This window comes from Niveispirillum sp. GW835-FHT14G11 (assembly GCF_058793615.1).
Genome location: NZ_JBXAFZ010000012.1, coordinates 134,772 through 158,523 on the forward strand (window position 1 = coordinate 134,772; position 23,752 = coordinate 158,523).

General features: G+C 66.2%; 20 protein-coding genes and 1 other RNA gene. 20 read left to right on the forward strand and 1 reads right to left on the reverse strand.

All coding sequences use genetic code 11. The features are described from left to right. Positions 1-94: 94 nt before the first annotated feature. Entirely contained in the window at positions 95-1,405 is a 1,311-nt protein-coding gene (locus AC1Q7F_RS21780; protein ID WP_492510641.1) for a CAP domain-containing protein, read from the reverse strand. Positions 1,406-1,600: 195 nt separating this feature from the next. Here AC1Q7F_RS21780 and AC1Q7F_RS21785 point away from each other — a divergent pair, with 195 nt between their 5' ends. From AC1Q7F_RS21785 to ftsZ, 20 genes are all read left to right on the forward strand, one after another. Further along, positions 1,601-2,476: a DMT family transporter gene (locus tag AC1Q7F_RS21785; RefSeq protein WP_492510642.1), complete on the forward strand. Its 876-nt coding sequence runs from the start codon at positions 1,601-1,603 to the stop codon at positions 2,474-2,476. Positions 2,477-2,498: 22 nt separating this feature from the next. Next, positions 2,499-3,239, forward strand: coding sequence for an N-acetylmuramoyl-L-alanine amidase (locus AC1Q7F_RS21790; RefSeq protein ID WP_492510643.1), 741 nt, complete (start codon positions 2,499-2,501; stop codon positions 3,237-3,239). A gap of 43 nt (positions 3,240-3,282) precedes the next feature. Next, positions 3,283-3,711, forward strand: an RNA gene (gene rnpB, locus AC1Q7F_RS21795) — RNase P RNA component class A. 628 nt (positions 3,712-4,339) lie between these two features. Beyond that, on the forward strand, positions 4,340-4,831 hold the full coding sequence (locus tag AC1Q7F_RS21800) for a division/cell wall cluster transcriptional repressor MraZ (RefSeq protein ID WP_492510644.1): 492 nt from the start codon (positions 4,340-4,342) through the stop codon (positions 4,829-4,831). Next, positions 4,831-5,796, forward strand: a complete 966-nt coding sequence (rsmH, locus tag AC1Q7F_RS21805; protein ID WP_492510645.1) for a 16S rRNA (cytosine(1402)-N(4))-methyltransferase RsmH — start codon at positions 4,831-4,833, stop codon at positions 5,794-5,796. Before AC1Q7F_RS21800 ends, rsmH begins: the two co-directional genes overlap by 1 nt. Further along, entirely contained in the window at positions 5,793-6,236 is a 444-nt protein-coding gene (gene ftsL / locus AC1Q7F_RS21810) for a cell division protein FtsL (protein ID WP_492510646.1), read from the forward strand. The genes rsmH and ftsL overlap by 4 nt, the downstream gene beginning before the upstream one ends. Further along, positions 6,233-8,056: a peptidoglycan D,D-transpeptidase FtsI family protein gene (locus AC1Q7F_RS21815; protein WP_492510647.1), complete on the forward strand. Its 1,824-nt coding sequence runs from the start codon at positions 6,233-6,235 to the stop codon at positions 8,054-8,056. Before ftsL ends, AC1Q7F_RS21815 begins: the two co-directional genes overlap by 4 nt. Continuing rightward, entirely contained in the window at positions 8,056-9,525 is a 1,470-nt protein-coding gene (locus AC1Q7F_RS21820; RefSeq protein ID WP_492510648.1) for a UDP-N-acetylmuramoyl-L-alanyl-D-glutamate--2,6-diaminopimelate ligase, read from the forward strand. The genes AC1Q7F_RS21815 and AC1Q7F_RS21820 overlap by 1 nt, the downstream gene beginning before the upstream one ends. Before the next feature lie 28 nt (positions 9,526-9,553). After that, positions 9,554-11,032: a UDP-N-acetylmuramoylalanyl-D-glutamyl-2,6-diaminopimelate--D-alanyl-D-alanine ligase gene (locus AC1Q7F_RS21825; protein WP_492510649.1), complete on the forward strand. Its 1,479-nt coding sequence runs from the start codon at positions 9,554-9,556 to the stop codon at positions 11,030-11,032. Further along, complete coding sequence (gene mraY, locus AC1Q7F_RS21830) at positions 11,022-12,107, forward strand: phospho-N-acetylmuramoyl-pentapeptide-transferase (protein WP_492510650.1); 1,086 nt, start codon at positions 11,022-11,024, stop codon at positions 12,105-12,107. Before AC1Q7F_RS21825 ends, mraY begins: the two co-directional genes overlap by 11 nt. A 10-nt stretch (positions 12,108-12,117) precedes the next feature. Then, on the forward strand, positions 12,118-13,515 hold the full coding sequence (gene murD / locus AC1Q7F_RS21835) for a UDP-N-acetylmuramoyl-L-alanine--D-glutamate ligase (RefSeq protein WP_492510651.1): 1,398 nt from the start codon (positions 12,118-12,120) through the stop codon (positions 13,513-13,515). A gap of 2 nt (positions 13,516-13,517) precedes the next feature. Then, positions 13,518-14,642 carry a putative lipid II flippase FtsW gene (gene ftsW, locus AC1Q7F_RS21840; protein WP_492510652.1) on the forward strand — a complete coding sequence of 375 codons (1,125 nt, stop codon included), beginning with the start codon at positions 13,518-13,520 and terminating at the stop codon, positions 14,640-14,642. Continuing rightward, positions 14,639-15,745, forward strand: coding sequence for an undecaprenyldiphospho-muramoylpentapeptide beta-N-acetylglucosaminyltransferase (gene murG / locus AC1Q7F_RS21845; RefSeq protein ID WP_492510653.1), 1,107 nt, complete (start codon positions 14,639-14,641; stop codon positions 15,743-15,745). The genes ftsW and murG overlap by 4 nt, the downstream gene beginning before the upstream one ends. Continuing rightward, a complete protein-coding gene (locus AC1Q7F_RS21850) occupies positions 15,742-15,945 on the forward strand; it encodes a hypothetical protein (RefSeq protein ID WP_492510654.1) in 204 nt (67 codons plus the stop codon). Before murG ends, AC1Q7F_RS21850 begins: the two co-directional genes overlap by 4 nt. Before the next feature lie 3 nt (positions 15,946-15,948). Then, positions 15,949-17,373 (forward strand): UDP-N-acetylmuramate--L-alanine ligase, encoded by a 1,425-nt coding sequence (gene murC / locus AC1Q7F_RS21855; RefSeq protein WP_492510655.1) that lies wholly within the window; start codon positions 15,949-15,951, stop codon positions 17,371-17,373. Between the two features lie 2 nt (positions 17,374-17,375). Then, positions 17,376-18,323: a UDP-N-acetylmuramate dehydrogenase gene (gene murB, locus AC1Q7F_RS21860; RefSeq protein ID WP_492510801.1), complete on the forward strand. Its 948-nt coding sequence runs from the start codon at positions 17,376-17,378 to the stop codon at positions 18,321-18,323. 239 nt (positions 18,324-18,562) lie between these two features. After that, positions 18,563-19,498 carry a D-alanine--D-alanine ligase gene (locus AC1Q7F_RS21865; protein WP_492510656.1) on the forward strand — a complete coding sequence of 312 codons (936 nt, stop codon included), beginning with the start codon at positions 18,563-18,565 and terminating at the stop codon, positions 19,496-19,498. Next, positions 19,486-20,400 (forward strand): cell division protein FtsQ/DivIB, encoded by a 915-nt coding sequence (locus AC1Q7F_RS21870; protein WP_492510657.1) that lies wholly within the window; start codon positions 19,486-19,488, stop codon positions 20,398-20,400. The genes AC1Q7F_RS21865 and AC1Q7F_RS21870 overlap by 13 nt, the downstream gene beginning before the upstream one ends. A 12-nt stretch (positions 20,401-20,412) precedes the next feature. After that, on the forward strand, positions 20,413-21,693 hold the full coding sequence (gene ftsA, locus AC1Q7F_RS21875; RefSeq protein ID WP_492510658.1) for a cell division protein FtsA: 1,281 nt from the start codon (positions 20,413-20,415) through the stop codon (positions 21,691-21,693). Between the two features lie 117 nt (positions 21,694-21,810). Beyond that, on the forward strand, positions 21,811-23,463 hold the full coding sequence (gene ftsZ / locus AC1Q7F_RS21880) for a cell division protein FtsZ (RefSeq protein WP_492510659.1): 1,653 nt from the start codon (positions 21,811-21,813) through the stop codon (positions 23,461-23,463). Positions 23,464-23,752: the final 289 nt, after the last annotated feature.

Here is a 23,752-nt window from a genome sequence, read left to right on the forward strand (position 1 = left end):
TTTCCCCCCCCCCCCCAACCGGCGGCTTGGCTACGCGGCACGAGCCGCGCGGCGGCGGTCGCCGCCGAACCAAATGCCTGACGGGCATTTGGTATCAGATCAGCAGCAGCAACCCATCCCGCTCTTCCGGCACGCCCAGCGTCTCCACACTATGGCCGGTGAAGGTGACGGAAATGTCGATGCCGCCATCGCCGTTCAGGTCGGCATGCAGGGTGGCCCCCTGGTACCCGGCGGTACCGTCCATCGCCGTCCAGGTCATGCGGCTGGTACCCGGCTGCCAGCCCCAGATATTGACCTGTTCCCCCTTCACATAATCGACCAGGGTGGTCCAGGCGACCTGACCGCCGCGCCCATCGACGAAGAAGATGTCCTGCCCCTGCCCGCCGATCAGGAAGTTGGAACCGGTGCCGCCATCCAGCACATCGTTGCCGGCCCCGCCATTGGCCGCGTCATTGCCGCCCGTCAGGTTCATGAAATCGTCCTGGGCGCTGCCGGCCATATTGTCGGCACCATCGGTCCCGAAAAGCTGCCAGTCCAGATGGCTGACCGGCCCGCTATAGGCCTGCGGCGTCACCGGCACGAAGGACCCTGTAGCGGTATTCCAGGCCTGGAAGGTGACGGGGGCGAACTGCGCGGCCTTGGCATCCACGCCGACATTCAGGCCGTTCATGCCGACGGTCTGGTAATAGGCGCCGTTCAGGCCCGCCCCGCTGAAGCCCATTGTCCAGGTGCCGTTGGTCATGGGGATGGCATAGCCGCCGGCGGCCGTCGTTTGCCCGGCGGCATTGCCATTGACAGTGATCGACACGCCGCCCACGCCCTCGCCGGGATTGTAGAAGCCGTCGCCGTTCAGGTCGTTGAACACCACGCCCGTGGCAAAGCGCGCCTGGCCCGTGGCCGCGAAATTCTGGGTGATCATCGAGGCGTTATAGCCGCTGAATTCGCCGATCTGCTGGCTGATGCCGATCTCGCGATAGCTGTCGCCCAGGATGTTGACGCGGTGGCCGGGGCTGAGGAACAGGCCGCGATGCTGCTGTTCGATATAGCCGGCCAGCTGGCTCTGGCGGATGGTGCCCGTGGTCCCGCTCCAGGCGATATTCTCCCCCCAGGTATAGGGGCGGATAAAATCATAGCCGGCGGCATCCATGCGCTGGCCCGGATCGGACCCGCCATTGCCGGTATGGGAGAAGGTGTCGGTGGCCAGCATCCAGTTGCTGTGCCCTTCTGCCGCCGCCGCCAGGATATCGTTGGGGGCCAGCGGCTGCTTGGCCGTGGCGGAGATGGTGCCGGGGTTCAGTCCCTGGTTCAGGTCGATGCCGAAGGCGGCAGCCGCGGCCGTAGGATCGGCCCGCGCCCGGTTGACCAGGGTCAGCATGTACAGCTCGTAGGCATCGAATTCGGCCATGGCTTTCCTCCCGCTCTCCATTCTCCATATGGCACGCCTCTCCACGGGAACAGGGCCCCCGGCACCCCGGTTCCTGTGACATGCGTCACCAGACCCACATCACGTCCACGCATTGCAGGGTGGCAGGCTGCGCGTTCGCACCGGCAAGGATGGTGACGGTAGTTTTTGTCGCCAATCTGTCGGGAATAGGGTGCCATGAAGCCGGTGCACATAATGGGGGCGCTGTTCGTCATGGCCCTGTGGGGGACGAACTTCGCCGTGTCGCGCTTCGCGCTGCGCGAATTCTCGCCCATGATCATGATGGCGGTGCGCTTCGGGCTGGTGGCTTTGGTCCTGCTGCCCTTCGTGAAGTTCCCGCGCGGGCAGGTGCGGCAGATCCTGCTCTATTCCCTGGTGCTGGGCGGGGTGCATTTCCCGCTGATGCTGCATGGCATGGTGGGGGCCGAAGCCTCGACGGCCAGCATCGTCATCCAGCTGCAGGTGCCGTTCGCCAGCCTGCTGGCGGCGTATTTCTTCAAGGACAAATTGGGCTGGCGCCGCGGCATCGGCATGGGCATCGCCTTTGTCGGCGTGGCCATCATTGCGCTGCGCGGCGGTGGCGGGGACAGCGACCCGTACCACCTGCTGCTGATCGTGCTGGCGGCGGCGGCGTTCAGCTTTTCCAACATCCAGGTGAAATGGATGGGCAGCGTCGATCCCTATCAGCTGAACGCCTATATGGCCCTGTTCGCGGTACCGCAGCTGCTGATCTATTCGCTGTTCCTGGAACAGGGGCAGGTGGAGCAGGTGCTGCAGGCCAGCTGGGGGGCCTGGGCCGGCATCGCCTATATGGTGATCGCCTCCACCATCATCGCCTATGCCATCTGGCAGCCGATGGTCCGGCAATATGACGTGAACCAGACGGTGCCCTTCCTGATGCTGGTGCCGGTGTTCGGCGTGGCGGCGGGCGTGCTGTGGCTGGGCGAGGCGATGAGCTGGGCGCTGATCGTCGGCGGTGCCCTGGTCGTGGGCGGTGTGGGCATCATCCTGATCCGCCGGCCCAAGATCGTGGTGGCGCGCAATACGGTGTGAGCCTTAGGGTGTGAGGATGTCGATGCCCTCCCTCATCCCCCATCCCAGCCCCAACCATGGCCCCCGCCGGATCGACGGGCCGCCGGACATGCTGATCCTGCATTATACCGGCATGCTCGACGGCGCCGCCGCCCTGGCCCGTATGTGCGATCCGCAGAGCCAGGTCAGCGCGCATTACATGGTGGAGGAGGATGGGCGCATCTTCCAGCTGGTGGCCGATGACCGCCGCGCCTGGCATGCCGGCGCCTCCTTCTGGGCAGGGGAGACGGATATCAACAGCCGGTCGATCGGGATCGAGCTGGTCAATCCCGGCCATGAATGGGGTTATCGCCCCTTTCCGGAGGCGCAGATGCGCGCATTGGCCGGGCTGTGCACGCATCTTCTGGCGCTTTATCCCATACCGGCCCAACATGTGCTGGGCCATTCCGACATCGCGCCGTCGCGCAAGCAGGATCCGGGCGAGCTGTTCGACTGGCTGGGCCTGGCCATGGCCGGCATCGGCCTGTGGCCGGACCCGCGCCCCGCCGATGGGATGGCGTGGGAAACGGGTGAAATCGCCCTGCTGCTGGCCAAATTCGGCTATCAACTGGCTGCCGATGGGATTTCATGGGCCGACCATCGCGCCCATGGGAAATCATGGGACGAAAATGCCGAAGCCGCATTTCGTGCCTTCCAGCGGCACTGGGTGCCGGCCAGCCTGGGCCGGGGCATCGATCGCGACAGCGTGGCGGCCTTGCGGGCGCTGGCGAGAGACTCGGGCTGAAAGCCGGTTGCTTTCCGGCCCCCGAACGCCTACAACCCGGCGGCCAGACGGTCGGATGGTCGCTCCCATGCAACGGGGAAACTCGCATGGGGGAGGAAAGTCCGGGCTCCACGGAAGTACGGTGCCGGGTAACGCCCGGCGGGGGCGACCCCAGGGAAAGTGCCACAGAGAGCAGACCGCCGACGCCCCGTAATCCCTTGGGATTGCTGGGTTCCGGTAAGGGTGAAAGGGTGCGGTAAGAGCGCACCGCGCGCCTGGCGACAGGGGCGGCATGGTAAACCCCACCGGGAGCAAAACCGAATAGGGACGGCATGGGCGGCAACGCCCGGGCGCACTTCCGCGCTGTCGTCCGGGTGGGTTGCGTGAGGTGTCCAGCAATGGGCATCCCAGAGGAATGACCATCCCCCGGATACCATCCACATGTGGGATATGGTCCGGCGGACAGAACCCGGCTTACAGACCGTCTGGCGCTTATCTTGCACTGCCACATGAATCTATTTACGGTTGGTTTACGGCTGTGACAATCATCACAGGCGCAACTGCCCGCTGAATGCCTGGCACAAGCCTGAGACCGCCTAGATTTGGGGCCGATTTTGGCCGAAACCCCACAATATGTAGACCATTTAAAAAGCTTCGAAATTTAAATATCACGGTTTTCGATGCATTTGGTGTTCGGATCGAGATATTTCAAAATTCGAAATATAAGAAAAACACCCTCTATCTTTTGGGTATATCAAAGTTAAATCTGTCCATTTCGGCCTATGACATCCAGTGCGATGGTGTCTGAGAATCAAATCCGAACAAGAAAAACTGGACATATCTTGGCCGTTTGACTTGTTTATATTCTTGTTCCCCACCTTATCCACAGATCGAGTCGCACGCTGTGGAAAAATGCTGAATCGGGCGGAAACATTATTATGCCCCCTTTCCACCCGGCTTCGCCCATGATATCCCATAAAAACCCAATGACAGGGACCATCAGCCTGATACCGCCCCAATGATGCCGCCTGCGGGCCTGCATCGGAAGGGGCGATTGAACGGCAATGGCGAGGTCGGCGGATTTTCCGGTGCCGGGGTGGCACCATTCAGGGTGGGGCGTGATGGGCTTGTTCCTGTCCACATGGGTCAACAAGGTTGATAAGAAGGGCCGGGTATCGATCCCCGCCTCCTTCCGCTCGACCCTGTCGGCCGGGCAGGCGGCGGGTACGCCGACCGAAATGGTGGTCTTCCCCTCCCTCAAGGCCCAGGCCCTGGACGCCTGTACGCTGTCCCACCTGGAAAAGCTGTCGGACGCGCTCGACAACCCCAACATGCCCGACGACGATCGCGAACTGATCGAGACCGCCGTGTTCGGCCAGTCGGTGCAGCTGACCCTTGATCCCGAAGGAAGGGTGATCCTGCCCGACCATCTGATGGCCTTTGCCGGCATCACCGAGAATGTGACCTTCATCGGCCGCCGCAATACTTTCCAGCTGTGGGACCCCACCGCGTTCGCCGCGCATGAGCAGGTGGTGCGCGAGCAGGCCCGCAGCAACAATATCTCGCTCTCCACCATCCTGGCCCGCGCCACCAACCTGGCGAAGGGGGCATGATGAGCGACCGGCCCGTCCATATCCCCGTTCTGCTGGCGGAAGTGGTGCGTGACATGGCCGTCCGCGATGGCGAGACGGTGGTTGACGGCACCTTCGGGGCCGGCGGCTATAGCCGCGCCCTGCTGGACAGCGCCGCCATCCATCTCTACGCCATCGACCGCGATCCGGCCGCCCATGAACGCGCCCGGCCGCTGATCAGCGCCTATGCCCCGCGCCTGTCGCTGCTGGAAGGCTGCTTCGGCGACATGCAGGCGCTGCTGGCGGCCAAGGGCGTCGCCAAGGTCGACGCCATCGTCCTGGATATCGGCGTTTCGTCACCACAGATCGACAATCCGGAGCGCGGGTTCAGCTTCCGTTTCGACGGGCCGCTGGACATGCGCATGGGCGACACCGGCCCCACCGCCGCCGACGTGGTCAACAATGCCGAGGAAGACGATCTGGCCAACATCCTCTACCGCTATGGGGAGGAGCGCCTGTCGCGCCGCGTAGCCCGCGCCATCGTCCTGCGCCGGGCGGAGAAGAAGTTCGAGCGCACGGGCGAACTGGCCGATGTCATCCGCTCCTGCGTGCCGAAATCCAAGGACGGGATCGACCCCGCCACCCGCAGCTTCCAGGGCCTGCGCATCCATGTGAATGACGAGCTGGGCGAGTTGGAGCGGGCGTTGGACGCCGCTGAGCGGCTGCTGGTGCCGGGTGGGCGGCTGTGCGTCGTCACCTTCCATTCGCTGGAAGACCGTCTGGTCAAGGAGTTCATGCGGGAACGGTCGGGCAATGTCCCCGGCCCGTCGCGCCACATGCCGGGCAAGGCCGATGCCGGCCCCGCCCCCACCTTCCGCCTGTTCTCCAAGTCCGGCACCGGCCCGGGCACGGAAGAACAGGCCCGCAATCCCCGCGCCCGGTCCGCCCGGCTGCGCACCGCCATCCGTACCGAGGCACCGGCCTGGGACCAGGGAGAAGCCGCATGATTGGCAAGTCCACCATCGTCTGGATCGGTGTTTCCTGCGCCGCCAGCGGCATCCTGTACCAGACCAGCTACAAGGCGCAGGAGCAGGAGCGTGAACTGGGCCGCCTGAACCGCGCCATCATCGCCGAACAGGAAGCCATCCAGGTGCTGAAGGCCGAATGGGCCTATCTGAACGACCCGACGCGGCTGGAAAAGCTGTCGGCCGAGCATCTGCTACTCCAGCCCACGGGGGCGGCACAGATCGCCACGCTGACGGATCTGCCCAACAAGGACCCCAATCAGCCGGCCCCCTATACCCCGATCCCCGGCCGCAAGCCCGGCAGTGCCAAGCCGGAAATGATCGAACGTGCGCCGACGCCCAAATCCACCCCCGTTCCCCCCGCCCCGTCCCGCCGCCCGACTGAAGGCGTGATCCTGGCGACATACGGAGCCACCCGATGACCGACGCTAACTACAGCCTGACGGGTTTCGATCTGGCCGGTGGTGACCGCTATGGCCAGGGTGGACGGGCCGAACCGCGCGTACGCGTCAATGGCCGCGCCGCCGGCGCCCTGGCCATGGGCAAGGCGCGGCTGGTCGTGCTGATGGCCGCCTTCACCATGGGTTTCGGTGCCGTGAGCGTCAAGCTGGTGGATGCCACCGTCAGCTTCGGCGGCGCCAAGGAGCCGACCACTGCGCGCGCCGCCAGCCGCACCATGATGAACAGCCGTGCCGACATCGTCGACCGCAACGGCGTGCTGCTGGCCACCTCGCTGCACACGGCCTCACTGTTCGCCGATCCCAAGCTGATCCTGGATGCACGTGAAGCCGCCCAGAAGATCACCACGGTCCTGCCGGAACTGGATGCCCAGACGCTGCTGACCGAGCTGAAGTCGGACAAGCGCTTCGTCTGGATCAAGCGCAACCTGTCGCCGCGCCAGCAGCAGGAGATTTTCCGCCTGGGGATCCCCGGCCTGAATTTCCAGCGCGAGGAGCGCCGCGTCTATCCGCAAGGGCCCCTGGCCGCCCATGTCGTGGGTTTCAGCGGTGTGGACAATAACGGCCTGATGGGCATCGAACAATCCTTCGACACCCGCCTGAAGGAAAGCGACGAGCCGCTGCGCCTGTCGGTCGATGTCCGGTTGCAGCATGTGCTGCGCAAGGAACTGGCCGCCACAGTGGAGGAATTCCGCGCCGTCGGTGCCGCCGGCATGGTGATGGATGTGAAGACCGGCGAAATCCTGGCCATGGTCAGCGCGCCCGACTTCGACCCGCATGCCCCGCCGCCGCCGCAGGAGGAGCAGGACACCGACCCCCGCTTCAATCGCAACACGCTGGGCGTGTACGAGATGGGCTCCACCTTCAAGATCTTCAACACGGCGATGGCGCTGGAATCCGGCCATGTCCGCATGCATGACATGTTCGACGCCACCCGCCCCATCCGCATCGGCCGCTTCACGATCAGCGACTTCCATCCGGAGAACAAGTGGATGGATGTGGCCGACGTGTTCAAGCACTCGTCCAATATCGGTTCCGTCAAGATGGCGATGGAGGTCGGCCCGGCCGCGCAGAAGGAGTTCATGACCAAGCTGGGCATGCTGCGCCAGGCCAGCCTGGAAATCCCCGAGCGCGGCTGGCCCATGGTGCCGAACCCGTGGCGTGAAGTGAACATGATGACCATCAGCTTCGGCCATGGCATGTCGGTCAGCCCCGTGCACCTGATCACCGCCGTCAGCGGCGTGGTGAATGGCGGCGTCATGCACCCGGCCACGCTGCTGCGCCGTGACAACCCTGACGAGGTGCCGGGCAACCGCATCATCTCGGAAAAGACCTCCGACATGATGCGCAAGCTGATGCGGCTGGTGGTGACGGAAGGGACCGCCACCAAGGCCGACGCGGTTGGCTATCTGGTGGGTGGCAAGACCGGCACCGCCGACAAGGTGAAGGGCCGTTCCTATGCCGGCAATGCCCGCATCTCCAGCTTCGCCGGCGCCTTTCCCATCAACGATCCGCGCTATGCAATCTATGTGATGGTGGACGAGCCCAAGGGCACCAAGAAGACCTTCGGCTTTGCCACCGGCGGCTGGGTCGCCGCCCCGCTGGCCGGTAATATCGTGGCCCAGATCGGCCCGCTGCTGGGCGTGAAGCCGGTCGACAACACCGCACCGGAGATCATCCAGGCCTTGGCGGTCCGGCCCATGCCCCCGGCGGCCCCCACCCATAACGGCGCACAGGTCGCCGCCATCCCGGCCTCGCTCCAGACCGGGGAAGACCGCGATTGATGAAAAGGCTGTCGGAGATCATGGCATCACGGACGGAACTGGCGGTATCGGCCCTGGCGCTGGAACGCGACCCGCCCATCACCAACCTGACGGCGGATAGCCGCAAGGTCGTGCCCGGAACGCTGTTCGCAGCGTTGCCGGGCACGCTGCGTGATGGGCGTGATTTCATTCCCCAGGCCATTGCCGCCGGTGCGGTCGCCATCCTGGCGCCCAAGGGTACCGTCCTGCCCGACGGTTGCGGCGACGTGACTCTGATCGAGGATGCCAATCCCCGCCGCCGTCTGGCCCTGCTGGCCGCATCCTTTTCCGGAGAGCAGCCCGAGAAGATCGCCGCCGTCACCGGCACCAACGGCAAGACCAGCACGGCGCAGTTCACCCGCCAGATCTGGGCCGGGCTGGGCCACAAGGCCGGGGCCATGGGCACGCTGGGCCTGGTGGCCGAGGGATTTCCAGCCAGCGACAGCCTGACCACGCCTGACCCGGTCGCCCTGCATGCCACGCTGGCCGATGTGGCCAAAGCCGGCGTCACGCATCTGGCGCTGGAGGCATCCAGCCACGGGCTGGACCAGTTTCGCCTGGACGGGGTGCTGGTGTCAGCCGCCGGCTTCACCAACCTGACGCGCGACCATCTGGATTATCACGGCAGCATGGAGGCCTATCTGAAGGCCAAGCTGGCGCTGTTCGAGCGGGTGATGCCCAAGGGGGCCACCGCCGTCATCAATGCCGACATCCCGGAATTCGACCAGATCGCCGAAGCCGCCCATGCCCGCAAGCAGAATGTCATCGGCTTCGGTGAGGCCGGCAAGGAACTGCGCGTCATCGGTGTGACGCCCCTGCCCCATGGCCAGCGCCTGGAGCTGGAGCTGTTCGGCAAGCGCCGCACAGTGGAGATGCCGCTGGTCGGGCGGTTCCAGGTATGGAACGCGCTGTGCGCCCTGGGCCTGGCCATCGGCACGGGCGAGGATGCCGACAAGGCCGCCGATCAGCTTTCATCCCTGACGGGCGTGCGCGGCCGGCTTGAGATGGTTGCAACCCTCAAGAATGGTGCGGCGGTCTATGTGGACTACGCCCATACGCCGGACGGGCTGGAGACGGTGCTGCGCGCCGCGCGCCCCCATACGACCGGCCGGCTGTCGGTGGCTTTCGGCTGCGGCGGCGACCGCGACAAGGGCAAGCGCCCGATGATGGGCGCCATTGCGGCAAGGCTGGCCGACCGCTGCATCGTCACCGATGACAACCCGCGCAGCGAGGTGCCGGCGACGATCCGTGCGGCGATCATGGACGCCTGCCCCGGCGCCCTGGAGGTCGATGACCGCGCCAAGGCCATCGCGGTGGCCATCGGCGAACTGGCGGCCGGCGACGTTCTGATCATCGCCGGCAAGGGGCATGAACAGGGTCAGATCGTGGGGACTGAGGTTCGCCCCTTCGATGATGCAACGGTGGCCCGCCAGGTCGTGGCGGGGATGTGAGTTTAATTTCGGGTTTGGAGTGGGTCGGATGGCTGACATCCTGTGGACGGGCGACGAGGTGGCGGCGGCTTGCAATGGCAAGACGCTGGGCGATGCTGCCTGGACGGTCACGGGCGTATCCATCGACAGCCGCACCATTGCCAAGGGCGACCTGTTCATCCCGCTGAAGGGCCCGAATTTCGACGGTCATGCCTTCGTGGCTCAGGCGCTGGCCCAGGGTGCGGCGGGCGCCGTCGTCGCCGACGTTCCGGCCGGGCTGGAGAGCGATGCCCGCCTGGTCAAGGTGGATGACACGATGCTGGCCCTGCAGGACCTGGGCCGCATGGGCCGGGTCCGTGCCCATGGCAAAGTCATTGCTGTCACCGGGTCGGTCGGCAAGACGGGCACCAAGGAGGCATTGAAGGTCGCCCTGGACAGCCAGGGCAGGACCTTCGCCACCGTCGGGTCCTTGAACAATCATTGGGGCGTGCCGCTGTCGCTGGCCCGCTTTCCGGCCGACAGCCGGTTCGGCGTGTTCGAGCTGGGCATGAACCATAGCGGCGAGATCGGGCCCCTGTCGCGCATGGTGCGGCCCGACATCGCCATCATCACCACGGTCGAGGCCGTGCATATCGAGTTCTTTGCCAGCGTCGAGCATATCGCCGACGCCAAGGCGGAGATTTTCGAGGGCATGGACCCGTCGGGCACCGCCATCCTGCCCCGCGACAACCCGCATTATGCCCGCCTGCTGGCCGCCGCCCGCACGCAAGGCCTGACGCATATCCAATCCTTCGGCAGCCATAACAGCGCCGATGGCCGCCTGCTGGATTACACGCCGCATGCCGAGCATGGCCTGGTCACGGCCCGCATCGACGGGGTGGATGTCACCTACACCATCCCCCTACCCGGCCGTCACCATGCGATCAACTCACTGGCCGTCCTGCTGGCCGTGAAGGCGGCGGGCGGGGATGTGGTGAGTGCCGCCGAGGCGCTGGCCGGCCTTGCCCCCATCAAGGGGCGCGGACAGCGCCGGGCGGTGGAGCTGGAAGGGGGCACCTTCACCCTGATCGACGAAAGCTACAACGCCTCCCCCGTCTCGGTCGCCGCCGCCGCCGGCGTGCTGGGTCGGGCGGAGGTGGGCACCGGTGGCCGGCGCATCGCGGTGCTGGGCGACATGCGGGAGCTGGGCGATCACGCGCCCGTCCTGCATGCGGGCCTGGCCGCCCCCGTCCTTTCGGCCGGCACCGATCTGGTTTTCTGCTGCGGTCCCAACATGCGCCATCTGTTCGACGCATTGCCGGACGACAAGCGCGGCGCCCATAGCAGCGACAGCGCCACCCTGGCCCCCATCATCACCGCAGCCGTGAAGGAAGGTGACGCCGTGATGGTCAAAGGGTCGGCCGGCAGCCGCATGGCGCTGGTGGTGGAGGCGCTGAAGGCGCTGGACCGCGCGCACCAGGACAATAACCCGCAAGGGACGACCGCCGGAAACAAGGCGGGGAAACCGAGAGACGACGATGCTGTATAACCTGCTCTATCCGCTGGCGGACGAGTTCCAGATTTTCAACCTGTTCCGGTACATCACCTTCCGGACGGGCGGGGCGGTGATGACGGCGCTGATCATCAGCTTCGTCATCGGGCCGCGCGTCATCCGCTGGCTGAAATCCAAGCAGGGCGAAGGCCAGCCCATCCGTACCGATGGGCCGGAAACGCATCTGAAGAAGAAGGGCACGCCCACCATGGGCGGGCTGATGATCATGATCGCCGTGATCGTCAGCACCCTGCTCTGGGTCGATCTGACCAACACCTATACCTGGATCGTGCTGCTGGTCACCGTGGGCTTCGGCCTCGTGGGCTTCGGCGATGATTACCTGAAGCTGACCAAGCGCAACACCAAGGGCCTGTCGTCCAAGGTGAAGCTGGTGGCGACCCTGGTGGTGGCCGCCGTCGCCACCGGCTGGTACCTGATGGTCACGCCGTGGGAGATGGGAACCGGCCTGGCCCTGCCCTTCTTCAAGGATCTGCTGATCCATCTGAGCTGGTTCTACATCCCGTTTGCCATCGTGGTCATCATCGGGTCCAGCCATGCCGTGAACCTGACAGACGGGCTGGACGGCCTGGCCACCGTGCCGATCATGATCGCGGCGTCGTGCTTCGGCCTGATCGCGTATCTGTCGGGCAATGCCATCTTCTCCGCTTATCTGGGCATCCATCATGTGCCGGGCACGGGCGAGTTGGCCGTGTTTTGCGGCGCGCTGGTGGGGGCAGGCCTGGGCTTCCTCTGGTTCAACGCCCCGCCGGCCATGGTGTTCATGGGCGACACGGGATCGCTGTCGGTGGGCGGGGCGCTGGGCGCCATCTCCGTGATCACCAAGCATGAATTGGTGCTGGCCATCGTCGGCGGCCTGTTCGTGCTGGAGGCGCTGTCGGTGATGATCCAGGTGGCCAGCTTCAAGCTGACCGGCAAACGCGTGTTCCGCATGGCGCCGATCCATCATCACTTTGAAAAGAAAGGCTGGTCGGAACCGACGGTCGTGATCCGCTTCTGGATCATCGCCGTCATCCTGGCCCTGATCGGCCTGTCCACCCTGAAGCTGCGTTGAGGACAGGGGAATGATCGATCTCGGCCATCTGAAGGGCAGACGAGTTGCGGTGATGGGCCTGGCGCGGTCGGGCCTGACGGCGGCGCGCGCCCTGAAGCAGGCGGGGGCCGACCTGCTGGCCTGGGACGATGGCGCCGGCGGGCAGAAGGCGGCGGCCGAGGCCGGCATCGCGCTCACCAACCTGCATGAGGCGGACTTTGCCCGCGTGCATGCCCTGGTCCTGTCGCCCGGCATCCCCCACACTTGGCCCACGCCCAACCCGGTGGCCGCACGGGCCAGGCGGGCGGGCGTGCCCATCATCGGCGATGTCGAACTGCTGCGTCAGGCGCGGGCGGATGCGACCTATATCGGCATCACCGGCACCAACGGCAAATCGACCACGACGGCCCTGACCGCCCATATCATCGCCGGCACGGGCCGACCGACGCAGGTGGGCGGCAATCTGGGCATTCCGGCCCTGTCCTTCGACCCGCTGGGGGCCGACGGGGTCTATGTGCTCGAAATGTCCAGCTATCAGCTGGAACTGACGCCCTCGCTGGGCTTCGACGCCGCCGTGCTGCTGAACATCACGCCCGACCATCTGGACCGCCATGGCGGCATGGATGGCTATATCGCCGCCAAGAAGCGCATTTTCCAGAAGGGCCTGAATGCCGGCACCCAGGTGGCGGTGATTGGCGTCGACGATGCGCATTGCGCGCAGATGGCGCTGGAACTGGATGCCGAATTCCCCGGCAAAATCATCCGCATCAGTGCGCAAGGCCCGGTGCCGGATGGTATCGGCGTGGAAGATGGCGTGCTGGTCGATGATCGCGGCGGGCATCACCATCCGGTGACCGACCTGCGCCGCCTGCCCACCCTGCCGGGCACGCACAATTGGCAGAACGCGGCGGCTTCCTATGCCCTGTGCCGGTCGGTCGGCATCAACCATGCCGACATCCTGGACGGGTTGCGCACCTTCCCCGGCCTGGCCCATCGCCAGAGTCTGGTGGCCACCATCGACGGCGTGCGCTTCGTCAATGACAGCAAGGCCACCAATGCCGATGCCGCCGCCAAGGCGCTGGCCTGCTATCGCCCCATCTACTGGATCCTGGGTGGCAAGGCCAAGGATACCGGGCTGGACGGGTTGGACGAATATATGCCCGCCGTGACTCATGCCTTCCTGATCGGCGAGGCGACGGAGGTGTTTGCCGCCTGGCTGCAGGCCCGTGGCGTGGCGCATACACGCTGCGGCACCATGGAGAACGCCGTCCGTGAAGCCTTCGACAGGGCACGCGAGGACGGCAGCGACCATCCGGTCGTGTTGCTGTCGCCGGCCTGCGCCAGTTTCGACCAGTACCCGAATTTCGAAGTGCGCGGCGATGATTTCACCGCCCGCGTCAAGGCCTTGTCCGAAGGGGAGATCGTCTGATCATGGTATCCTTCTCCCGTACCGATCATTCGATCCTGGGCCGCTGGTGGTGGACGGTCGACCGCTGGACCATGGCGGCGGTGATCCTGATCGCCACCATCGGCGTGGTACTGGTGCAGGCGGCCAGCCCGGCCGTGGCCACCCGCATCGGCACCGACAGTTTCCATTTCATCGAAAAGCACCTGCTGGTGCTGATCCCCTCGCTGGGCCTGATGTTCGGCGTGTCGCTGCTGTCACCCAAGGGCGTGCGCCGGCTGGCCGTGGGCATGTTCCTGGGTGCGGCCCTGGGCGTGTTCCTGACCCTGTTCATCGGCATGGAGATCAAGGGGGCCACCCGCTGGCTGCAATTCCCCGGCCTGTCGGTGCAGCCGTCGGAATTCCTGAAACCGGCCTTCGCGGTGGTGGCTGCCTGGCTGTTCGCCCTGCACCGGACGCAGGAGAATGTGCCCGGCATCCCCGTGGTCATCGGGCTGTACGGCCTGATCGTCGTGCTGCTGATGAGCCAGCCCGATTTGGGCCAGACCTTCGTCATCACCTGCATCTTCTTCGGCCAGTTCTTCCTGGCGGGCCTGCCCATCGTGTTCGTGGCGTCCTGCGTCGTGCTGGGCATCGGCGGGCTGATCAGCGCCTATTTCCTGTTCCCGCATGTGCAGAGCCGTATCGACCGCTTCCTGGACCCCGGCACGGGGGACAATTACCAGGTGGCGCGGTCCCTGGAAGCATTTGAGAAGGGCGGCGTGTGGGGCACCGGTCCCGGCCAGGGCACGGTGAAGATGTCGATCCCCGACAGCCATGCCGACTTCATCTTCTCCGTCGCGGGCGAAGAGATGGGGATGATCACCTGCATGATCATCATCTGCCTGTTCGGCTTCGTGGTGCTGCGCAGCTTCGCGCGCGCATCCAATGACCAGAGCCTGTTCGTGATGCTGGCGGCGTCCGGCCTGACCATGCAGTTCGGCCTGCAGGCCCTGATCAATATGGGTTCCGCCCTGCATCTGATGCCGACCAAGGGCATGACCCTGCCCTTCATCTCCTATGGCGGCTCCTCGCTGATCGCGCTGGGCATCGGCATGGGCATGGTGCTGGCCCTGACCCGCAAGCGCTTCGGACCGGGAGAGGCGCTATGACCGATCCCCGCCCCATCATCCTGGCGGCCGGGGGGACCGGCGGCCACATGTTCCCGGCAGAAGCCCTTGCCCGCACGCTGACCCAGCGCGGGCATTCGGTCATCCTGGTCACCGACAAGCGCGGCAAGGCGTTCGGCGACAGTCTGCCTGATGTGCGGGTGGAGCGTATCCGCGCCGCGACATCCGCCCCCGGTATCCTGGGAAAAGTGCGGATGGTGGTGGAGCTGGTGTTCGGCACGGCACAGGCCCGGTCGCTGCTGCGCGAGTTGAACCCGGCGCTGGTGGTCGGGTTCGGCGGCTATCCGTCAGTGCCCACATTGTTTGCCGCACAGATGGCCGGCATCCCCACCCTGCTGCATGAGCAGAATGCCGTGCTGGGCCGGGCCAACCGCTTGCTGGCGGCCAAGGCGCGGATGATCTGCACCAGCTTTCCCAGCGTGGCCGGTCTGGGTGCCGCCGATGGGCGGCGCGTGGTGCGCACCGGCAATCCCGTGCGCCCGGACATCCTGGTCCTGCGCGACGCGCCCTATCCCGCCCCTTATGCAGGCGGCCCGCTGAACCTGCTGGTCACCGGCGGCAGCCAGGGTGCGGCCATCTTCGGGGAGGTGCTGCCCCGCGCCGTGGAGATGCTGCCCGAGGATGTGCGCTATCGGCTGAAGATCGTGCAGCAGGCGCGGGCGGAGAATATCGAGGTCGCCCGTACGGCCTACGCCCAGATGGGGGTGGAGGCGGAGCTGAACACCTTCTTCAAGGACATGCCGTCGAAATTGGCCGGCTGCCACATGATGATCGCCCGTTCCGGTGCCGGAACGGTGGCGGAATTGTCGGTGGTCGGCCGCCCATCCCTGCTGGTGCCGTATCAGTACGCCATGGATGACCACCAGACGGCGAACGCCAAATCGCTGGTCGATGCCGGCGGCGCCTGGATGTTGGCGCAGCAGGATTTCACACCTGTTGCGGTATCGGAACAATTGGCTGCTTTCCTGGCCGATCCCACCCGTCTGGGCGTGGCCGCCAAGGCGGCCGCCGTCTGGGCCATCCCGGATGCGGCCGACCGTCTGGCCGATGCGGTGGAAAGCCTGGTGAAGGGGAAGGCGGCATGAGCATCTCCATGAACGATCCCACCCTGGCCGACCTGGAACGCGCCCACCCGCTGCTGCTGGGCGGGCTGATACGGGCGCGCTACAGCGTGGCGCCGCCCGATCGTCCTTTGAAAGCCGAAATTGTTGCGGATATGGAACGGAAGATCGCGCCGCGTCTGCATCATGATTACGCCACCATCACCCGTCGGTTTGGAGTTTGACCCATGCGGGCTTTGCCGCTGAATATCGGAACTCTGCATTTTGTCGGCATCGGCGGCATCGGCATGTCCGGCATCGCCGAGGTGCTGCACAATCTGGGCTATGCCGTGCAGGGCAGCGACATGGCCGACAATTATAATGTCCAGCGCCTGCGCAAGCTGGGCATCAAGGTGGAGATCGGGCATCGGGGCGAGAACCTGGGCGATGCCGCCGTGCTGGTCATCTCGTCCGCCGTAAAGAAGGACAACCCGGAGGTGGTGGCGGCACGGGCCGGCATGATCCCCGTGGTGCGCCGGGCGGAGATGCTGGCCGAACTGATGCGCCTGAAATGGTCGATCGCGGTCGCCGGCACCCATGGCAAGACCACCACCACCAGCATGGTCGCCGCCTTGCTGGAAGGTGGGGCCATGGACCCGACCATCATCAATGGCGGCATCATCAATTCGCTGGGCACCAATGCCAAGCTGGGCAGCGGTGAATGGATGGTGGTGGAAGCCGATGAGAGCGACGGCACCTTCACCAAGCTGCCCTCGACCATCGGCATCGTCACCAACATGGACCCGGAACATCTGGACCATTACGGCACGTTCGAGGAGGAGCGGAAGGCCTTCGACCGCTTCGTGGAGAACATCCCCTTCTACGGCTTCGCGGCCCTGTGCATCGACCATCCGGAGGTGCAGGCCATGCTGGGCCGGGTCGACCGCCGGGTCGTCACCTATGGGTTCAGCCCGCAGGCCGATGTGCGCGCCGTCAATATCGTGACCAACACGTCCGGCTGTTATTACGATGTCGAACTGTCCGACCGCGCGGCGGCCGAGGCCCGCACCATCACCGGCGTGCACCTGCCCATGTACGGGCTGCACAATGTCCAGAATTCCCTGGCCGCCATCGCCGTCGCCATCAGCCTGGGCATCAGCGACGACAGCATCCGCACCAGCTATGCCAAGTTCATGGGCGTGAAGCGCCGTTTCACCAAGACCGGTGAGAGCAATGGCGTCACCATCATCGACGATTACGGCCACCATCCGGTGGAAATCGCCGCCGTGCTGAAAGCCGCGCGCATGGCCGGCACCGGCCGCACCATCGCCGTGGTCCAGCCCCACCGCTACAGCCGTCTGCAGAGCCTGTTCGCGGATTTCTGCACCTGCTTCAACGATGCCGACGCCGTGGTCGTGGCGGACGTGTATGCCGCCGGCGAACAGCCGATCGAGGGTGCGTCCCGCGACGATCTGGTGGAAGGGCTGCGCGTGCGCGGCCATCGCAGCGTCACGGCCCTGGCCAGCCCCGCCGCCTTGCCCAGCCTGATCCGCGAGATGGCCAAGCCGGGCGACATGGTGGTGTGCCTCGGTGCCGGCACCATCACGCAATGGGCCAACGCCCTGCCGGGTGAGTTGGACAAGCTCGCCACCCTCAACCAGGGGGGCGATTGACCATGGAACGGGTGCTGGACGGAGAAGCGCTGGTTGGACGGTTGCGGCAGGCCGCACCGGAACTGCGCGGCCGGCTGGCCCCGGATGCGCCCCTGGGCCCCAGCACCTGGTTCCGGGTCGGCGGCAATGCCGAGGCCCTGTTCCGCCCCGCCGACACGGATGACCTGTCCTATTTCCTGGCCCGCTGCCCGGCCGATGTGCCGGTCACGGTCATCGGTGTGGCCAGCAACCTGCTGGTCCGCGATGGCGGGGTGCCTGGCGTCGTCATCCGCCTGGGCGGCCCCTTTGCCGATGTGACGGTGGAGGGTGACCGGATCGTGGCCGGCGCCGGTGCGTTGGACCTGAACGTGGCCCTGACGGCGCAGGGGGCCGGGCTGGCCGGGCTGGAATTCCTGTCGGGCATACCGGGCACCATCGGCGGCGCGGTCCGCATGAATGGCGGTGCCTATGGGGCGGAGACGGTGGATGTGATCGTGTCGGCCGAGGGCATCGACCGCCAGGGCGTGCTGCGGACCTATCGCCGCGACGATCTGCACCTGACCTATCGCCATTGCGGCGTGCCCGACGACGTGATCTTCACCCGCGCCCTCTTCCAGGGAACCGTAGACGATCCCGCCGCCATCAAGGCCCGGATCGACGCCATCCAGCAGGCCCGCGCCGACAGCCAGCCCGTGCGCGCCCGCACCGGCGGCTCCACCTTCGCCAATCCCGACGGGTACCGGGCCTGGCAGCTGATCGACCAGGCCGGCTGCCGGGGCCTGACCATGGGCGGGGCGCAGATCAGCGAGAAACATTGCAATTTCCTGCTGAACCTGGGCAGCGCCACGGCGCACGACATCGAATCGCTGGGTGAAGAGGTCCGCGCCCGGGTGAAAGCCAGCAGTGGCGTGGAATTGCGCTGGGAAATACGGCGGATCGGCCTACCCCGTTCGAACGGGGGTGAGTCATGAATGTCACCGCCGCTTTCAAATGTGAGTCTCCGCTGCAACAGGTGGCGGTGCCCCGAGTCGCTTTTTTAAAAGCGCTCCATTTTGTTGCTTGCGGCCCCGTATTCCGTCGCTTACACCGAATCTTGTGGGAAGGCTGGGGCCACCTCACACCACATCTTGCGTTATCGCGGAAGTTGCCGGAGAGCCCGGCAGGGATGGCGGCGCGTACCCACGCGCCGGCCAGGGGGGAGTCTGTTGTGATGGGTACCGAAAGCCGCGCCAAGCATGTCGCCGTCCTTCTGGGCGGTTGGTCTGCCGAGCGGGAGGTGTCCCTGGTCAGCGGATCCCGCATCGCCGAGGCGCTGGAGAGCAAGGGCTATAAAGTCACCGCCGTCGATGTGCAGCGCGACCTGCCCGGCCTGATCGCCGCCTTGACCCCGCGCCCCGATGTCATCTTCAACGCCCTGCATGGCAAGGGCGGGGAGGATGGGCTGATCCAGGGCGTACTGGAATATCTGGGCGTGCCCTACACCCATTCCGGCACGATGGCTTCCGCCGTGGCCATGGACAAGGTGCTGACCAAGTGCATCCTGGCCACGGTGGGCATGCCGGTGGCCGAGGGCGTGATCGCCACCAAGGAACAGGTCTTGGCCGGCCATGTCCTGGCCCCGCCCTATGTGGTGAAGCCGGTGGACGAGGGGTCCAGCGTCGGCGTGCGCATCGTGCGCGAGAACGACAATTTCACGGTGCTGGAAGAAGATAGCTGGGTCTATGGCCGCCGCGTGCTGGTGGAGACGTTCATTCCCGGCCGCGAGCTGACCGTGGGCATCATGGGCGACCACGCCCTGACGGTGACGGAAATCGTGCCGCGCACCGCCTTCTATGATTATGAGGCCAAGTACGCCGATGGCGGTTCTGTCCATGTCTGCCCGGCGCAGATCCCGGACGATGTGGCGACGGAGGCCAAGCGCCTGTCGCTGCTGGCGCATCAGGTGCTGGGCTGTTCCGGCGTGTCACGGTCGGACTTCCGCTGGGACGACAGCAAGCCCGGCATCACCGGCCTGTGCTTTCTGGAAATCAATACCCAGCCGGGCTTCACGCCCACCTCCCTGCTGCCCGAACAGGCGGCTTCGCTGGGCATCAGCTATGCCGATCTCTGCGCCTGGATTGTGGAGCACGCAAGATGCCACGCGTAACCCCCGCCGCACCGCCGTCCGATAATCCCCGCGCCCGCTTCGCGGAGACGGCCAAGCGCGCCACCATCCGTGCGGCACAGGAGGCCAATCGCCGCCGTGCCCTGCCGCGATGGGCCGAACCGGCGATGAAGGCCGGCCGGCGCGCCGCCCCGGTGCTGCTGTTGGCCGCCATCGGTGCCTGGGGTTGGGGTACCGGCTATGCCCAGATGCTGGCCAATGCCGCCACCGACAAGGTGCTGACGGCCAGTGTCGATGCCGGCCTGTCGGTGCAGGATGTAACGGTGGTGGGGCGCGAGAAGGCGGCCCCGGCCGACCTGCTGGCGGCATTGGAAGTACAGCGCGGCACGCCTATCCTGGCGTTTGACCCGCATCAGGCGCGCGCGGCACTGGAGCAGATCCCCTGGGTCCGCCAGGCGCGCGTGGAACGCCGCCTGCCCGACACGATCGCCATCACCATTGTCGAGCGCGAGCCGATGGCCCTGTGGCAGCAGGACCGGCAGATGCGCCTGATCGATGCCGAGGGCATCGTGCTGACGGCCAGCGACCTGTCGAAATGGCCCAACCTGCCGCTGCTGGTCGGCCCCGATGCGCCCAAGCGCGGTCCCGCCCTGCTGCAGCTGTTGGCCAAGGAACCGATGATCGGCCAGATGGTGGAAGCCGCCGTGCTGGTCGGCGGCCGCCGTTGGGACCTGCGGCTGAAGAATGGCGTCGATATCCGCCTGCCCGAACATGATGTGCAGGAGGCGCTGCGCCAGCTGGCCATGGTGCAGCAGACCAACGACGTGCTGGGCAAGGACGTGGTCGCCATCGACCTGCGTATCCCCGACCGCCTGTCGATCCAGACTTCCGCCGCTGCGGCCGACCTGCGCCGCAAGCCCCCCGAAAAGAAGCAGAAGACCTGAGGGCTTGAGATCATGGCATTTCCTGGCGCCCTCAACACCCGCACCAAATCGCGCAAGGTCCCCCGCGGTGGCACCATCGCCGCCTTGGATGTGGGGTCGAGCAAGATCGTCTGCTTCATCGCCAAGGTCGATGATCCGGGCAGCATCCGCGTGGTTGGCATCGGCCACCAGATCAGCCGTGGCGTGCGGTCGGGCGGCATCGTCGATATGGACGCCGCCGAAACCGCCATCGGCACCACCGTGCACGCGGCGGAAACCATGGCCGGCGAGCAGATCCGAGAGGTGCTGGTCAGCCTGTCGGGTGGTCAGCCGGAAAGCCAGATCCTGGTGGCCGACACCGCCGTGAACGGGGCGGAGATCGGCGACGGTGACGTGCGCCGGGCCCTGGCCGAGGCGCGCAAGCTGGACGTGTCGGCCGATGCCGAACTGATCCATTCCATCCCCGTGGGCTATGCCATCGACGGCACCAAGGGCATCCGCGACCCGCGCGGCATGGTGGGCGAGCGGCTGGGCGTGCGCATGAATGTGGTGACGGCCGCCGCCGGCCCGGTGCGTAACCTGTCCACCTGCGTCGGACGCTGCCATCTGGGGGTGGAGGGCTTCGTGATGAGCCCCTATGCCGCCGGCCTGTCGTGCTTGGTCGAGGACGAGATGGAGCTGGGCGTCACCGTCATCGACATGGGTGGCGGCACCACCAGCATGGCGGTGTTCAATGACGGCAAGATGGTCTGGTGCGACAGCATCCCGCTGGGCGGCGGCCATGTCACCAACGATATCGCCCGCGGCCTGACCACCCCGGTGGCCCAGGCCGAGCGCCTGAAGACACTGTACGGCTCCGCCGTGTCCGCCGTGTCGGACGAGCGGGAGATGATCGACGTCCCCCAGGTGGGGGAGGAGGAACGCGGCCAGACCAACCATGTGCCCAAGTCGCTTCTGGTCGGCATCATCCAGCCGCGCATGGAAGAGATTTTCGAGCTGGTGCATGGCCGCCTGGACGGTTCCGGCTTCGCCAAGGCCGCCGGCCGCCGCGTCGTGCTGACCGGAGGTGCCAGCCAGCTGTCGGGCGTGCGCGAACTGGCCGCCAATGTGCTGGACAAGCAGGTCCGCCTGGGCCGCCCCTTGCGCATCGGCGGACTGGCCACCAATGTTTCCGGCCCGGCCTTCGCGTCGGCCGCAGGATTGCTGGCCTATGCCATGCAGCAGAACCACGAAATGCCGGCGCTGGCCCCCATGCCGGAGAAATCCTCCGGCCTGTGGGGCCGCGTCAATGGCTGGCTGCGGGAGAATCTATGACCCGAAGACCATGCCGCAGGCCCCGTGCCCGCCGATATACGGCAGCCCAAGCCTGATCCTGAGACCGCCCCAGCCGCCTTTCCCGAATTCCCTCCCCCGCCAGAGGAGTCCCGCCAGATGAGCATCAAACTCGGTATCCCCAGCGTCGAAGTGCAGACCAAGCCCCGCATCACCGTGTTCGGTGTCGGCGGTGCCGGTGGCAACGCCGTCAACAACATGATCCGCTCCGCCCTGGAAGGGGTGGAGTTCGTGGTGGCCAATACCGACGCGCAGGCGTTGCAGGGCAACCTGGCCAACAAGCGGGTGCAGCTGGGCTCCACCATCACCCGCGGCCTGGGCGCAGGCTCGCGCCCCGATGTGGGCCGGGCGGCGGCGGAAGAGCAGCTGGAAGAGATTCTGGGCCATCTGTCGGGCACCAACATGTGCTTCATCACCGCCGGCATGGGCGGCGGCACCGGTACCGGTGCCGCCCCCGTCATCGCCCGTGCGGCGCGTGAACAGGGCATCCTGACCGTCGGCGTGGTGACCAAGCCCTTCAATTTCGAAGGCGCGCACCGCATGCGCACGGCCGAGAGCGGCATTTCGGAGCTGGCGCAGTATGTCGACACGCTGCTGATCATTCCCAACCAGAACCTGTTCCGTATCGCCAATGAGAAGACGACGTTTGCCGACGCCTTCAAGATGGCCGACGACGTGCTGCATGCCGGCGTGCGCGGCGTGACCGATCTGATGGTGATGCCGGGCCTGATCAACCTGGACTTCGCCGACATCCGCACGGTGATGAGCGAGATGGGCAAGGCCATGATGGGTACGGGCGAGGCCGAGGGCGACCGCCGCGCCATCGACGCCGCCGAGGCCGCCATCAACAACCCGCTGCTGGACGATATCAGCATGAAGGGTGCGCGCGGCGTGCTGATCAACATCACCGGTGGTCATGACATGACCCTGTTCGAAGTGGATGAGGCCGCCAACCGCATCCGTGACGAGGTCGATCCGGAAGCCAACATCATCTTCGGCTCTACCTTCGATGAGCACATGTCGGGCAAGATGCGCGTCTCCGTCGTTGCCACCGGCATCGACAATGCCGTGCAGATGCGCCCGCCGGTCGGCCAGCCGCAGTTGCAGGTCGTGTCGGGCCGCAAGGTCGCGACGGCCCCGGCCGCCGCCCCGGGCTCGGCCGTCGCCAGCATCCCGGCAGCACCCGCCAACCCGATCCCGGCCCGCCCCAGCCTGCAGCCCGCCGCCATCCCCGGTGCGGCCTTCGCCCCGATGCAGCAGGCCCCGATGCCGGGTGCCGCCGTCGCCGAGTCCCCCGCCCCGGTCGGGGAAGAACCCGCCGCCGAGGCCCAGGCCGCCGCCGCCATGACCGCTGCCACGGCGCCGCAGCCGGCCCACGAGCTGCGCCCCATGGACATGCGCCCGGCGGCCCCGGCCCGTCGCGACGACGCTTTCATCCCGCCGCGCGCGGCCGAAGGGGCCCCGCGCAGCGCCCAGCCGACGACGCCGGAACGGTTCGTGCCCCCGGCCCCGCAGCCGGAAAAGCGCGGCCTGTTCTCCAAGCTGTTCGGCGGTGGTTCGCCGCAGCCGGCCCCGGCAGCCCCGCGTATGCCAGCGCCGCAGCCCGCCGCGCAGTTCCACGCCCAGGCCCGCCAGGCGGCACCTGCCCCGCAGCCGGCCGCCCCGGTCGAGCAGGCCCCGCGTCCCAAGGCCGCGCAGAGCGAGGAGGAGATGCTGGACATCCCGGCCTTCCTGCGTCGTCAAGCGAACTGAGGGATCGACCTGACCTACGGCAAGGCACCTGAACTTCGTTCAAAATCAATCGCTTATCGCACTGCACAAGGGGCCGGTCCGGCGGGGACCGGCCCCTTCCCTTTTGGAGCCCGCCACAATTGCGACAAAATTGTGATGGGGTTTCAGGTACTTACCCGTGTGTTTCGTAACAATCGGTAATAAAGAGTGATTTGAGGCTGGACGGAATCTCTGGCATTTTCACGATGCGGAAATCAGCAGTACCGCATTGCAGCGCAGGTGGGATGGCGCTGCACCCCCAACCGGCTCC

Coding starts and splice junctions, on each gene's coding strand:
- murD (WP_492510651.1), top strand. CDS start 12,118: ATGATCGATCTCGGCCATCTGAAGGGCAGACGAGTTGCGGTGATGGGC.
- AC1Q7F_RS21815 (WP_492510647.1), top strand. CDS start 6,233: ATGACCGACGCTAACTACAGCCTGACGGGTTTCGATCTGGCCGGTGGT.
- murC (WP_492510655.1), top strand. CDS start 15,949: ATGCGGGCTTTGCCGCTGAATATCGGAACTCTGCATTTTGTCGGCATC.
- AC1Q7F_RS21850 (WP_492510654.1), top strand. CDS start 15,742: ATGAGCATCTCCATGAACGATCCCACCCTGGCCGACCTGGAACGCGCC.
- AC1Q7F_RS21825 (WP_492510649.1), top strand. CDS start 9,554: ATGGCTGACATCCTGTGGACGGGCGACGAGGTGGCGGCGGCTTGCAAT.
- AC1Q7F_RS21780 (WP_492510641.1), bottom strand. CDS start 1,405: ATGGCCGAATTCGATGCCTACGAGCTGTACATGCTGACCCTGGTCAAC.
- ftsA (WP_492510658.1), top strand. CDS start 20,413: ATGGCATTTCCTGGCGCCCTCAACACCCGCACCAAATCGCGCAAGGTC.
- AC1Q7F_RS21800 (WP_492510644.1), top strand. CDS start 4,340: ATGGGCTTGTTCCTGTCCACATGGGTCAACAAGGTTGATAAGAAGGGC.
- mraY (WP_492510650.1), top strand. CDS start 11,022: ATGCTGTATAACCTGCTCTATCCGCTGGCGGACGAGTTCCAGATTTTC.
- AC1Q7F_RS21820 (WP_492510648.1), top strand. CDS start 8,056: ATGAAAAGGCTGTCGGAGATCATGGCATCACGGACGGAACTGGCGGTA.
- ftsZ (WP_492510659.1), top strand. CDS start 21,811: ATGAGCATCAAACTCGGTATCCCCAGCGTCGAAGTGCAGACCAAGCCC.
- AC1Q7F_RS21870 (WP_492510657.1), top strand. CDS start 19,486: ATGCCACGCGTAACCCCCGCCGCACCGCCGTCCGATAATCCCCGCGCC.
- ftsL (WP_492510646.1), top strand. CDS start 5,793: ATGATTGGCAAGTCCACCATCGTCTGGATCGGTGTTTCCTGCGCCGCC.
- AC1Q7F_RS21865 (WP_492510656.1), top strand. CDS start 18,563: ATGGGTACCGAAAGCCGCGCCAAGCATGTCGCCGTCCTTCTGGGCGGT.
- murB (WP_492510801.1), top strand. CDS start 17,376: ATGGAACGGGTGCTGGACGGAGAAGCGCTGGTTGGACGGTTGCGGCAG.
- rsmH (WP_492510645.1), top strand. CDS start 4,831: ATGAGCGACCGGCCCGTCCATATCCCCGTTCTGCTGGCGGAAGTGGTG.
- ftsW (WP_492510652.1), top strand. CDS start 13,518: ATGGTATCCTTCTCCCGTACCGATCATTCGATCCTGGGCCGCTGGTGG.
- AC1Q7F_RS21785 (WP_492510642.1), top strand. CDS start 1,601: ATGAAGCCGGTGCACATAATGGGGGCGCTGTTCGTCATGGCCCTGTGG.
- murG (WP_492510653.1), top strand. CDS start 14,639: ATGACCGATCCCCGCCCCATCATCCTGGCGGCCGGGGGGACCGGCGGC.
- AC1Q7F_RS21790 (WP_492510643.1), top strand. CDS start 2,499: ATGCCCTCCCTCATCCCCCATCCCAGCCCCAACCATGGCCCCCGCCGG.